A 12,288-nucleotide genomic window follows, 5' to 3' on the forward strand; every position below is an offset into this window, starting at 1 on the left:
CGGCGGACCGGGTCACCCGGTCCGCCGCCGGCACCGACGATCAGATCGGCGGGCGCCGCCAGGTCGGCCGGGACGAGCGGCGCAACTGGGTGGGCAGGGTCGCCATCGGGGTACGCACGGCGAGTGGCGCGTGCCCATTCGGAACGGCGGTGGCGCCGCCACCGCCGACACGTGTGTCCAACACCGATCCGGTCCGCCGGGCCACCGCCCGAGCCTCCTGGTGCAGCGTCTCCAAATCCTCCACCGGCGACGCGGTGACCAGGGTCAGCAGGGCGGTGCGCCCCGCCGGGTAGGTCACCACGCAGCCAGCCGTCGTGCAGACCACCGACTCCCGGAACTCACCCCGCCGGACGGTGTCGGCCACCCGGTGCCCGAGCCCGAAACTGGCGGCGGCCAACGCGGCGAGATGGGTGGCGTCGGTGCTGGGCAGATCGCTGGAGATGAGCAACCCGTCGGTGCCGGCCAGCACCGTCCCGGCGACGTCGGGCCGGCGTCGACGCAGCCCGCGTAGCTCCGTACCCACCACCGTGTCTGCGTCCACGAGCTGCTCCCTTACCGGTCGGGATCTGCGTGTCGGTCGGCTCGTCACTTTCCGCGCTGGGAACGCTACCGCTGGCCACCTCCGCCCGCGAGCCTGTAACCCAGGGCGATCGGTCCACAACTCCGGGCCGATCGGCGGTTGTGGACGATTCAACGACGCGTCGGGGGCACGTCGACCAACCGTGACGGGCGTAACCTTGGCTCGCTCGCAAACGGCTGATTGCGTACGCCGTCGAACGGGAAAGGTGACTGAATGACAAGCGTCTGGGAGAACCTGACCGTCGACGCCCGCGATCCGGGCCGGCTGGCCCGCTGGTGGGCTGAGGCGCTCGGCTACCAGGTCATCAGGGACACTCCCGACGAGGTGGAGATCCGCCAGTCCGCGGACCGCCTGCCCGGCCTGGTCTTCGTGCCGGTGACCGAGGGCAAGGACCGCAAGAACCGGCTGCACCTCGACCTGCGCCCCGCCAACCGGGAGGCCGAGGTCGAGCGGCTCGTCGACATGGGTGCCCGGCACGTCGACATCGGCCAGGGCGACGTCGAGTGGACGGTGCTGGCCGATCCGGAGGGCAACGAGTTCTGCGTCCTGCGTGAGCGCGAGGAGTGAGCCGGTTTTGCGAGCCCCGCAGTCGCGAACACCGGCGGCTGCGTGAGCGCGAGGAGTAAGGCGGGCGCGCCGGACGCGCGGTTGGTGCGCGAGGCGCCCAAGGACACCGGGCACCGCCGGTCACCGTACGAGCGCGATCGTGCCCGGGTGCTGCACTCCGCGGCGTTCCGGCGGCTGGCCACCAAGACCCAGGTGCACACGGCCGGCACCGACGACTTCCTGCGTACGCGGCTGACGCACTCGCTGGAGGTGGCGCAGATCGCCCGGGAGATGGGTGCCCGGTTGGGCTGCGACCCGGACGTGGTCGACGTCGCCGGGCTCGCCCACGACCTCGGGCATCCGCCGTTCGGGCACAACGGCGAGTCCGCTCTGGACCTGCTGGCCACACCCTGCGGTGGCTTCGAGGGCAACGCGCAGACGTTGCGGGTGCTGACCCGGCTGGAGGCGAAGGTGCTCGCCCCGGACGGCTCGCCCGCCGGCCTCAACCTGACCCGGGCGTCGCTCGACGCGATCGGCAAGTATCCCTGGCCGCGTCGCCCCGGGCAGCGCAAGTTCGGGGTGTACGCGGACGACGCGCCGGTCTTCGGCTGGATCCGGGCCGGTGCGCCCGGCGACCGGCGCTGCCTGGAGGCGCAGGTGATGGACTGGGCCGACGACGTCGCGTACTCGGTGCACGACGTGGAGGACGGCATCCACGGCGGGTACGTCACGCTGGGTCCGCTGCTCGCGGACGCCGACGAGCGGGCCGCGCTCTGCGCCGACGTGGCCGCCGCCTACTCCGGCGAGTCCGCGGCCGACCTGGCCGAGGTGCTGGTGGACCTGCTGGCCGACCCGCTGCTCGCCCCGCTCGCCGGGTACGACGGCAGCCACCGCGCCCAGGTGGCGCTGAAGGCCACCACCAGCGGACTGACCGGCCGGTTCGTCTCGGCGGCGGTGGCCGCCACCGAGGAGCGCTCCGGTCCCGGCCCGCACCGCCGCTACGACGCCGATCTGGTGGTGCCGAGGCTGGTCCGGGCGCAGTGCGCGCTGCTCAAGGGCATCGCCCTGCGGTACGTGATGCGCCGTTCCGGTTACCGGGGCCGCTACGAACGACAGCGGACGATGCTTGCCGAGGTGGTGGCCGCGCTGCTCCGGCACGCCCCGGACGGGCTCGATCCGATCTTCGCCCCGCTGTGGCGGGCGGCCCCGGACGACACCGCCCGACTGCGGGTGGTGATCGACCAGGTCGCCTCGCTCACCGACCCGGCGGCGGTGACCTGGCACACCCGCCTGACCGGTAGGAGCGCACCGCCGACCGACCACGAGCCAGCTTAGGCTAGCCTAACTGACATGACGGAACGTCCCAGGAACGTCACCTCGGCCCACGTGCTGCGCAGCGAGCGGCCCACCCCGCACCTGATCCGGCTCGTCCTCGGTGGGGACGAGATGGTCGGCCTGCCGGTCGGGGAGTTCACCGACCACTACATCAAGCTGGTGTTCCCGCAGCCCGGCGTCGCGTACCCGCAGCCGTTGGACCTCGCCGCGATCCGCCGGGACCTGCCTCGGGAGCAGTGGCCCCGGCTGCGCGCGTACACCGTGCGGCGGTGGGACCCGCTGGCCGAGGAGCTGACCGTGGACGTGGTGCACCACGGCGACGAGGGGTTGGCCGGCCCGTGGGCCGCCGCGCTGCGTCCGGGTGACCCGGTGCACTTCGTCGGCCCCGGCGGGGCGTACGCGCCGAGCCCGGACGCGGACTGGCACCTGCTGGTCGGCGACGAGAGCGCCCTGCCGGCGATCGCCGCCGCGTTGGAGCGGCTGCCGCTGGGCGCGCCGGCCCACGTCTTCGTGGAGATCGGCGACCCGGCGGACGAGCAGAAGCTGCTCAGCCCCGGCGCGGTCGAGCTGACCTGGTTGCACCGGGGCGACCGCCCGGTGGGCGAGGCGCTGGTCGCTGCGGTACGCGCGCTGGAGTTCCCGAGCGGGCAGGTGCACGCGTTCGTGCACGGCGAGGCGGCCTTCGTCCGGGACCTGCGCCGACTGCTGCGCGGCGAGCGGGGCGTGCCCCTCGACCGGCTCTCCATCTCCGGTTACTGGCGACGCGGCATGGACGACGAGGGCTGGCGCTCCACCAAGGCCGACTGGAACAACCAGGTGGCAGCCGAGGAGGCCACCGCCGCCTGAGGGTCGTTCAACCCTCCTGCGTCTGGTTCGACTCCCGGGCGCTGGTGAGTCGTCGGCTGAGCAGCACGGCGTACCCGACGATCGCCGCCGCGAGCAGGGACAGCATCAACTTCGGCTCGTGCACCGTCGCGGTGATCAGGCTGACCGAGAGCACCCCGTAGGCGGCGATCGCCAACCGGGCGCGGCTCGGTCGGGTCCACAGCCAGTACAGGGCCAGGCCACACAACGTCCAGATCACCATCGACGCGCCCAGCAGCAGCCGCAGCTCCAGCGGCAGGCGGGCCGCGTTGTCGTCGACAAGCCGGACCACCTGGCCGAGCGACCAGCCGAGCAGCAGCAGCGCGCCGCCGAGGGGAATGTGCAGGAAGCTGTACGCCTGCCCGCCGCGTAGGCGGCTCTGGAGGAGTCGGGTGGTGACGAATGTGGTGTAGACCCACCAGACGGCCGCCGGGATCAGGAAGGCCATCGCGGCGGTGAGGATCATGTGCGGCGGAGGGTGGTCCGGCACCGCGAAGAGCAGGCTGGCCAGCGCGCTGCCGAGCACGATGATGGTGAACTGGCCGATCCGTTCCGGCAGGTGCCGGTTGTCCACCGGCCAGCGGTTGAGCCAGCGGACCCCGACCCACGGCGTGGCCAGTTCGATGACCATCGCGACGATCCACAGGACGGGACGCAGCTCGGTGGGCGCCATCAGCGACACCAGCCAGATCAGCCAGCCCGACCCGAAGCCGATCAGGTAGACGGTCGTCACCAGGCGGGCCATCGGGCTGGTCGGACGGGCCCGCAGGTACAGCAGGAGCAGCACGCCCCGCACGATCAGGTAACCGACCGGCAGGAGCACGCTCTCCGGCACCTCGTCGACCCCGAGTGTCATCGCGCCCGCGCCGACCAACGCGACAAGCACCAGCAGTCGGTGCGGCGCGTCGTCCGGGTCGAACCGGGTGTCGTAGTAGACCTGCCCCAGCCAGGCCCACTGGATCACCACGAAGAGCCCGATCACGGCCAGCACGGCCGTCGGCGACGGGCTCGGCTCGTTGCCCAGCCGGGCCGCCACCGCCGCCAGCGCGTACACGAAGATGAGGTCGAGGAACAGCTCCAGCCAGGTGGCGTGCCGGTGGCCGGCCTCGTCGGTCCGCGGGGCCAGTCCACGCAACCCCATCCGGCTGGCCAGCCAGTTCGGTACGTGGGGGGCTCCGGTCCGTACCCTGCGCATCTGGTCATGGTCCCCGGGCGGACCCGGCCCGCGGGCCGGAACCGCCCAGCCGGTCGGTGGTGGGGGTCACCGGCGCGGCCGGTGACCCCCGCGGTGGTGCCGGGTCAGCCGAGGTTGGCCCAGGTGGACCAGGGGCCGCTGGTGGTGGTCTGCCAGATGCTGTAGAGGCTGCCGTTGCCGCCGCCGACGAACACCTGGAGTCGTCCGTCCGCGTTTGTGGCGACGGCCAGGTCGGTGGTGAGGCCGTTGCCGCCGAGGCTGGTCCAGTCGGAGAACGGGCCGTTGGCCGTGGTCTGCCACTTGTGGTAGAGCTTGCCGTCGCCGCCGATGGCGAACAGTTCGATCCGGCCGTCGGTCTTGGTGACGGCCTTGATGGCGTGCAGGTCGGTGCCGTCGAGGTTGGTCCAGGCCGACCAGGGGCCGCTGGTGGTGGTCTGCCAGATGCTGTAGAGGCTGCCGTTGCCGCCGATGACGAAGGCTTGCAGGCGTCCGTCGGCGTTGGCGGCGATGGTGAGGTCGGTGGTGAGGTCGTTGCCGCCGAGGCTGGTCCAGTCGGCGAACGGACCGTTGGCCGTGTTCTGCCACTTGTGGTAGAGCTTGCCGTCGCCGCCGATGGCGAACAGTTCGATCCGGCCGTCCTTCTTCTTCACGGCACTGAGCGAGCGCAGGTCGGTGCCGCCGAGGTTCGCCCAGGCCGACCAGGGGCCGCTGGTGGTGGTCTGCCAGACGCTGTAGAGGCTGCCGTTGCCGCCGATGACGAAGACCTGAAGGCGTCCGTCGGCGTTCGTGGCGACGGTGAGATCGGTGGTGAGGTCGGTGCCGCCGAGGCCGGCCCAGTCGGCGAACGGCCCGTTCGGGGTGGCCTGCCACTTGTCGTAGAGCTTCGAGTCGCCGCCGATGGCCAGCAGCTCGATCCGGCCGTCCGGCTTGGTCACGGCCGTGGGGGCCTGGAGGTCGGTGCCGCCGAGGTTGGCCCAGTCGCCGAACACGCCGTTCGCGGAGGTCTGCCAGGTGCTGTACACCGCACCGGAGCCGCGGGTCTGGAACGCCTGCAACCGGCCGTCGGCATTCAACGCCGCCGTCAGCGATCGGGCGGCCGGCCGCCGGGTGCCCCACTGGCCGAAGTCGATGGCCCAGGCCTCGTTGCGGTCACAGTCGGCCCCGCCGATGGGCACGCCGTTCTCCACCTGCCGCAGCTGTGCGCGGCTGTCCCACTGACCGGACGACCACGCGTACGTCTGCCAGCCCCAGCGAATCTTGCCGGCGTCGAAGAGTCGCTTGATCACGTAGTAGCCGCCGTAGGCGCCGACCCGCGCCCGGCCCAGCACCGAGGCCACTCCGTCGAAGTACGCGTTGATGGCGGGCTGCTGCGACGCCGAGGCGTCGAAGTCCACGCTGAAGTAGATCGGCCTGCCCGCCGGCATGCCGCAGGCCAACGCCTGGCTGTGCGCCTTGGTGGGTTTCTCGACCCCCTTCGCGTACCCCAGCAGCGCCTCACTGGCGGTGTACTCCCAGTTGGAGACGATGTCGATGCCGCCCGCGATGAGGGCGTCCGCCTCGCTCCGGGTGAGATTCTTGCCGGTGGTGCTGTCGCTCAGATATCGGCAGGCGAAGGTGTAACCGCCGGCCTGGAGGGCGCTGATGCTCGGGCGACCCCACGAGTAGTCGACGCCGCGGCGCAGGGCGGCCGCGGCCGCCGGGGATCCGAAGCTCAGCCCGGTGACGCCGCCGGCAGCGATGGCGGCCAGACCGGCCAGCACGCCGCGTCGGGAGATCTGGTTGGACAGGTGCGGTGCGGAGGAAACACGCATGGGAAGTTCCTTTCCAAGGGCTACCGGGGCGTACGAGGGCGCGGCTCCGCCGAGGGGCGGACCGGGAGTCTGCGGTGGAGCGGGGGTCACCGGCCGCGCCGGTGACCCCCGCGGTGGTGCCGGGTCAGCCGAGGTTGGCCCAGGTGGACCAGGGGCCGCTGGTGGTGGTCTGCCACATGCTGTAGAGGGCGCCGTTGCCGCCGACGACGAAGACCTGGAGTCGTCCGTCGGCGTTGGCGGAGATGGCGAGGTCACTGGTCAGGTCGTTGCCGCCGAGGCTGGTCCAGTTGGAGAACGGCCCGTTGGCCGTGGTCTGCCACTTGTGGTAGAGCTTCGAGTCGCCGCCGATGGCGAACAGTTCCATCCGGCCGTCGGTCTTGGTGACGGCCCGGACGGCGCTCAGGTCGGTGCCGTCGAGGTTGGTCCAGGCCGACCAGGGGCCGCTGGTGGTGGTCTGCCAGATGCTGTAGAGGGCGCCGTTGCCGCCGATCACGAAGACCTGGAGGCGTCCGTCGGCGTTGGCGGAGATGGCGAGCTCGGTGGTGAGGTCGTTGCCGCCGAGGCTGGTCCAGTCGGCGAACGTGCCGTTGGCCGTGTTCTGCCACTTGTGGTAGAGCTTGCCGTCCCCACCGATCGCGAACAGTTCGATCCGGCCGTCCTTCTTCTTCACGGCGCTGAGCGAGCGCAGGTCACTGCCGCCGAGGTTCGCCCAGGCCGACCACGGGCCGCTGGTGGTGGTCTGCCAGATGCTGTAAAGGCTGCCGTTGCCGCCGATGACGAAGACCTGGAGGCGTCCGTCGGCGTTCGTGGCGACGTTCAGGTCACTGCTGAGCCCGCTGCCGCCCAGGCTGGTCCAGTCGGAGAACGGACCGTTCACCGTGCTCTGCCACTTGTGGTAGAGCTTCCCGTCCCCACCGATCGCGAACAGCTCGATCCGGCCGTCCGCCTTCGTCACCGCCGTCGGCGACTTCAGGGCGCTGCCGCCGAGACTGACCCAGTCGCCGAAGACGCTGTTGGGGGCGGACTGCCAGGTGCTGTGCACCGCACCGGAGCCACGCGTCTGGAACGCCTGCATACGACCGTCCGCGTTCAGCGCCACCGACAGCTTCGTGGCCTGCGGCTTCGCGGGAGTCGTCGGGGAGGTGATCAGACCGGTACGCCGGATCGGCTTGAAGCTCGACAGGTCACCCGAACTGTTGAAGCCCAGGTGGCCAAAATTGCTGTTCTTGTACGGGTTCTGGACCGTTTCGTCATCAGTGTTGAACGAATAGACGTAGGCGCCCTTGCCGTGGTCGTTCCGATCCGCCCAGAACGCGAACAGCTCTATGTGGCCGGACCGTACCATCGCGTCGCCGGGCTGCCAGTCGTCTCTGCTCCCCAGCGTGTACCAGCGGGAGTTGGACCCCTGGAAGTCGCCTGTGACGTAGCTCGTGTTCAGGTGCCAGGCCATCGACACCAGACCGGAGCAGTCGCGCCGGTAGGTCTTGTCCCCGTCCACATCGCTCGCCCAGGTGCCGGTCTGCGTGTACGTGATGCCGCGCTCCACCCAGTCCTGGGCCCGGGACAGGACCTCGTTGCGACTGATGGGGCCCTCGATTTCGGAGGCCTGGGCGGGGGCCGGTGACAGGCCGACCAGTCCAGTGGCGATCATGGCCAGTGCGCCGATGATGCTGCTCGCTCGCCGCGTACGGCGGATTCCTGACTGCACAACTTTTCCCTTCGAGGTGGATGAGTGCCGGGCGGTGACGACCGGACCGGGAGCATCGAGACCCTTGGCTGGATCTGCTGCGGCCGGTTAAGATCCGCGACACAGGCGTCACCGTGGGTACCGTCCGAAGTGGTCGGTCCCTGGTTGGTCCTGCTATGCGGTTGTGGGTCGGCAACCGTCCCTTCGGATGAGGACACATGAGCCGTGGCACCCCGTTGAGCGGTGTCGCGTGCTGTTCGCGGTGACTGGCTGGGGAGACCCTCGCAGCCGGATGCGGTAGCGAACCTGAACGGATCCTTGACAGCGTGGGCGGCCCCGATCGTGGGCCGTGTAGGCACTACGGGCGCGGGGGCGAAGCCGTGGAACTACGGATATTGGGTGACCTGCAGGTTGTGGTCGACGGGCAACCGGTGGAGCTGGGTCCGCCGAAGCAGCGGTTGGTGTTCGCCGTACTCGCCGTCGACGCGGGTCGCAGCGTGCCGATCGAGGCGCTCGTCGATCGCGTCTGGGACGAGACGCCGCCGGCCGACGCACGCGGCGTCCTGTACACCTACCTGACCCGCATCCGGCGGATCCTGACCACCGCCCGGTCCGCCGAGACGGTGCCGATCACCGTGGGTCGCAGTCAGACCGGCTATCTCCTCTCCGCCGACCCGGACCGCGTGGACCTGCACCGGCTGCGCCGCCTCGCCGAGCAGGCGCAGGGCCTGCCGGCCGAGCATCCGGACCGCCCGGCTCTGCTCCGGGAAGCGATCGACCTGTGGCGCGGGGAACCCCTCGACGGCCTGCCCGGCGACTGGGCGTCGCGGGTCCGGGAGGGTCTGCGTCAACAGCTCATCCGGGTCCTGCTCGACTGGGCCGACAGCGAGATCACCCACGGCCGGCCCGGCCCGGTCACCGAGCGGCTCACCCTGGCCGTGGACCGAAGCCCGCTCGTCGAGCCGTTGGTGCTGAGCCTGATGCGGGCCCTCTACTTCAACGGACGCCGAGCCGAGGCACTTGAGCTGTACGCCCGGACCCGGGCCCGACTCGTTGACGACCTGGGGGTCGACCCGGGGACAGACCTCCAGGACCTGCACCGGGAGATCCTGCGCGGCACCCTGCGGGCACCGGTGGCGCCCACACCCGTTGTCGAGGTGCCGCGCCCGGCGCAGCCGTCTGCCGTCGTACCCGTGCCGGTGGAGGCCGACCCGGAGCCGCCGCACCGCACCGGCGCCGGACCCGGGTGTCAGCTCCCGGCCGACCTGCCCGATCACGTCGGGTGCGAAGCGCAGATCTCCCGCGCGCTGACGGTGCTGCAACCGGATGGTCGGCCTGCCGAGGGCACCGCCGCACCCGTGCTGATCCTCTCCGGTCTGGGTGGGGTCGGGAAGACTGCCCTCAGCATCCGACTGGCGTATCTGCTGCGGCACGCGTACCCGGATGGTCAGATCTTCGTCACGCTCAGTGGTCGCGGCCGTGACCCGGGGGAGGCGGTCGACCGGGTGTTGCGGGCCCTCGGCGCCACGAACATCCACCAGCTCCCCACGCTGGCGGACAAGCTCGGGCAGTACCGGGCCATGCTGAGCGGGCGGCGCTTCCTCATCGTGCTCGACTCGGCGGTCAGCGCCGAGGAGGTTCGGCCCCTGGTGCCCGGCGGCCCGGGCAGCGCCCTGATCGTGTCCAGCCGGGCACTGCTGACCACCGTTCCCGGTGCCGAACACATCGAGGTGCCACTGCTCGACCAGGCCGACTCGATCCACCTGTTGGATCGCGTCATCGGGCCGGACCGGGTGGCGGCGGAACCGGAGGCGGCCGACGCGCTTGTGGAGATGTGCGCGGGCCTGCCACTCGCCCTGCGGATCGTCGGCGCGCGGATCGCGGCGCGCCCGCACCGCCGGATCGCCCGCCTCGCCGAGCGCATGCGGGACGAACGCGGGCGGCTCGACGAGATGACCGCGGACGGGTTGGCCGTGCGGGTCAGCGTCGGGGTCGGCTACCAGGCGCTCGATCCGGCGGCCCGACGGGCGTTCCGGCTGCTCGGCTTTCTCGGGGTGCCGAGCTTCGCCGAGTGGCTGGTGGCGGCGCTCATCGGAGGGTCGGTGGACGATGCCGAAGAGCTGTTGGAGCAACTCGCCGACGCCCGGCTGGTGACCGCCCTACCCGACCCGACGCACGGGCTGCTCCGCTACCACATCCACGACCTGGTCCGGCTGTTCGCCTGGGAACGCGCCGTCGACGAGGACGCCGACGTCGCGCTGCGCGCCGCGGTGGCCCGAGTCCTGGCGACGGCCACCGACCTGGGGGAACGGCTCAACCAACGGCAGCCGTACGCCGTTCCGCCGCTCTACCGGCAGACCCCGCAGCCGGTCGACGTGCCGACGGTCCCGCTCCCGGCGGACCATCAGCTACCCGGCTGGCTGGAGGTCGAGGCGTCGACACTCATCGTCGCGGTGGAGCGGGCCGCGGACCTTGGCATGGACGTGGCGGCCTGCGCGCTGGCGGACGCGCTGGTCTATGCGTCCTTCGCCGTCCGGAACGACTTCGTCGGCTGGGGGCGCACCCACGCGGCGGCGTCCGCGGCGGCACGTGCCGCCGGGAACGCCGTCGGCGAGGCGGTGATCGCGTGCGGCATCGCGCTGCTGCGTTACAAGGAGGACCGGTTCGTCGAGGCCGAACAGAATTTCCGCAGCGCCATCGAGCTGTTCGAGGCGTCCGATCACGAGCACGGGTCGGCGGCAGCGCGCAGCGGGCTCGGCGCCGTGCTGCGCGAGGTGGGCCGGCATCGGGAGGCTGTCCCGTTGCTGACCGCGGCGGCCGAGGTGCTGAACCGGATCGGCGGCGACAACGCGGCCGCGCACGCCACCTACGGGATCGGACACTGCCTGCGGGAGCTCGGCGACGACGAGGAGGCGGTGCTGTTCATCGGCCGGGCCATGGACGCGTACCGGGCGCTCGGTCACGTCCGGGGGGAAGCCATCGCCGCCCGGGGGATCGGCCTCGTGCACCGGGCCCGGGGTGAGCTGGACGACGCGCAGCGCTGGTGCGCTCAGGCCCACGAGCTGATCGTGGCGAGCGGTGACGAGCTGCTCGCCTGCTACACCGAGCAGGCGCTGGCGAAGGTGTGGCTGCGGCAGGGTGACGTGGGTCGGGCACTGGCGCCGTTGGAGCGCAGCCTGGCGACGTGCCGCCGGCTGAATGACAGGTTCGGCAGTGCGCTGGTCCAGCGGACCGTCGGTGAGCTGCACCTGGCGGCTGGGCGGCCGGGGGCCGCCCTGGAGGCCCTCGGGCTGGCCCACGACGGTTGGGCCGAACTGCACCATGATCTCGGTGCGGCACGGACATTGCGCGATCTTGGTGCGGCGCACGCCGCGTTGGGTGACGTCGCGTCGGCGCACCGGGTGTGGGAGACCGCCGCGTTGACCTTCGAGCGGCTCGGCACCCGGGAAGCCCGCGAGGTGCCGGACTGGCACGAGCGGTGGCGGTGCGGGTGCGCCGCGACAGCCCTGGCGGGCCGGACCGTGACCGGTGCGCACCTGGTCTGACTGCCGGTGACCTTGGCTTCCAGGTTTCGTCAAGACCAACCGCAGGCCACCTCCCTAGCGTCGGACCAGCACCGGGCATCGCCCCGGACGGCAGCCCGACGAGAAGGAGAAATGATCATGACGATTCGACGCAGTGGCGCGTGCCTGGTGGCGGCGGTGGCGCTGGCCCTGCCGGCGGCCGGATGTGCGCACGACGAGCGCACCGGCGGGGCGGCGAGTGCTCCCGCCCCGACCTCGTCGGCGCCGGTCGCCGCGGCGGAGCCGACCGCTCCCGCGCCGGAGCCGACCGCTCCCGGACCGCAGGCGACCGTCCCGACCTCCGGCGTCCCCGCGCCACCGGCTTCCGCCTCGGCTCGGCCCGGTGCGGGCGCCGGTCGGGCGGTCGACCCGGCCCCGACCACCACCCGGCCGATCCGTCTCGACGACGAGCAACACGTCACCGACACGCCGTCCTGCCGCCCCGAGGTCCTGCTCGCGGCCGCCAGAGCGGCAGTAAGCGGGCAGACTGTGCAGGACGTGGCGGTCTTCGCCTGCCGCAACGGCTACGCCCGGCTGATGGCTGTCGCCCCGCAGCCGGCCGAGATCCCCGACGGCCAGATGTTCCTCCACCAGGAGGCCAAGGGCTGGCGGGTCGTCGCGCGTACCTCGGCAGCCACCGACTGCGGTGACACGGGCCTCAACGCCGCCGTCCAGACGGCGTGCGCCGGCCTGGCCTGACCCTGCGC

9 protein-coding genes are annotated in these 12,288 nt (G+C 71.7%); 5 read left to right on the plus strand and 4 right to left on the minus strand.

Translation table 11 applies throughout. The annotated features are described in order from the left end of the window. Positions 1–40: 40 nt before the first annotated feature. Positions 41–541: a roadblock/LC7 domain-containing protein gene (locus AB0A90_RS09870; RefSeq protein WP_357244591.1), complete on the minus strand. Its 501-nt coding sequence runs from the start codon at positions 539–541 to the stop codon at positions 41–43. Positions 542–793: 252 nt separating this feature from the next. Between AB0A90_RS09870 and AB0A90_RS09875 the strand changes: the two genes are divergently transcribed. From AB0A90_RS09875 to AB0A90_RS09885, 3 genes are all read left to right on the plus strand, one after another. Further along, positions 794–1,147 carry a VOC family protein gene (locus tag AB0A90_RS09875; RefSeq protein WP_357244594.1) on the plus strand — a complete coding sequence of 118 codons (354 nt, stop codon included), beginning with the start codon at positions 794–796 and terminating at the stop codon, positions 1,145–1,147. 81 nt (positions 1,148–1,228) lie between these two features. Continuing rightward, positions 1,229–2,461, plus strand: coding sequence for a deoxyguanosinetriphosphate triphosphohydrolase (locus tag AB0A90_RS09880; protein WP_357245181.1), 1,233 nt, complete (start codon positions 1,229–1,231; stop codon positions 2,459–2,461). Between the two features lie 15 nt (positions 2,462–2,476). After that, positions 2,477–3,307, plus strand: a complete 831-nt coding sequence (locus AB0A90_RS09885) for a siderophore-interacting protein (RefSeq protein WP_357244597.1) — start codon at positions 2,477–2,479, stop codon at positions 3,305–3,307. Between the two features lie 7 nt (positions 3,308–3,314). Here AB0A90_RS09885 and AB0A90_RS09890 read toward each other — a convergent pair whose 3' ends face one another. The 3 genes from AB0A90_RS09890 to AB0A90_RS09900 all read right to left on the minus strand — a co-directional run bounded on the left by AB0A90_RS09890 (position 3,315) and on the right by AB0A90_RS09900 (position 7,982). Next, entirely contained in the window at positions 3,315–4,520 is a 1,206-nt protein-coding gene (locus AB0A90_RS09890; RefSeq protein ID WP_357244600.1) for a low temperature requirement protein A, read from the minus strand. 104 nt (positions 4,521–4,624) lie between these two features. Then, positions 4,625–6,331, minus strand: coding sequence for a glycoside hydrolase domain-containing protein (locus tag AB0A90_RS09895; RefSeq protein ID WP_357244603.1), 1,707 nt, complete (start codon positions 6,329–6,331; stop codon positions 4,625–4,627). A 124-nt stretch (positions 6,332–6,455) separates the two neighbouring features. Then, positions 6,456–7,982: a hypothetical protein gene (locus AB0A90_RS09900; RefSeq protein ID WP_357244606.1), complete on the minus strand. Its 1,527-nt coding sequence runs from the start codon at positions 7,980–7,982 to the stop codon at positions 6,456–6,458. Positions 7,983–8,398: 416 nt separating this feature from the next. On the opposite strand from AB0A90_RS09900, the gene AB0A90_RS09905 reads away from it, so the two are divergent. Both AB0A90_RS09905 and AB0A90_RS09910 read left to right on the plus strand, forming a co-directional pair. Next, positions 8,399–11,563: a BTAD domain-containing putative transcriptional regulator gene (locus AB0A90_RS09905; protein WP_357244610.1), complete on the plus strand. Its 3,165-nt coding sequence runs from the start codon at positions 8,399–8,401 to the stop codon at positions 11,561–11,563. Between the two features lie 117 nt (positions 11,564–11,680). Beyond that, the gene (locus AB0A90_RS09910) at positions 11,681–12,280 is read left to right on the plus strand and encodes a hypothetical protein (protein WP_357244613.1); all 600 of its coding nucleotides are present in this window, start codon (positions 11,681–11,683) and stop codon (positions 12,278–12,280) included. Positions 12,281–12,288 lie beyond the last annotated feature (8 nt).

Origin of the sequence: Micromonospora sp. NPDC049204 (assembly GCF_040647935.1) — a bacterium.
Classification (GTDB): Bacteria; Actinomycetota; Actinomycetes; order Mycobacteriales; family Micromonosporaceae; genus Micromonospora.

What these genes read in the sequence shown, in the direction of transcription:
- AB0A90_RS09890 (WP_357244600.1), bottom strand. Translation starts at nt 4,520, where the DNA reads ATGCGCAGGGTACGGACCGGAGCCCCCCACGTACCGAACTGGCTGGCC.
- AB0A90_RS09910 (WP_357244613.1), top strand. Translation starts at nt 11,681, where the DNA reads ATGACGATTCGACGCAGTGGCGCGTGCCTGGTGGCGGCGGTGGCGCTG.
- AB0A90_RS09895 (WP_357244603.1), bottom strand. Translation starts at nt 6,331, where the DNA reads ATGCGTGTTTCCTCCGCACCGCACCTGTCCAACCAGATCTCCCGACGC.
- AB0A90_RS09875 (WP_357244594.1), top strand. Translation starts at nt 794, where the DNA reads ATGACAAGCGTCTGGGAGAACCTGACCGTCGACGCCCGCGATCCGGGC.
- AB0A90_RS09885 (WP_357244597.1), top strand. Translation starts at nt 2,477, where the DNA reads ATGACGGAACGTCCCAGGAACGTCACCTCGGCCCACGTGCTGCGCAGC.
- AB0A90_RS09900 (WP_357244606.1), bottom strand. Translation starts at nt 7,982, where the DNA reads ATGATCGCCACTGGACTGGTCGGCCTGTCACCGGCCCCCGCCCAGGCC.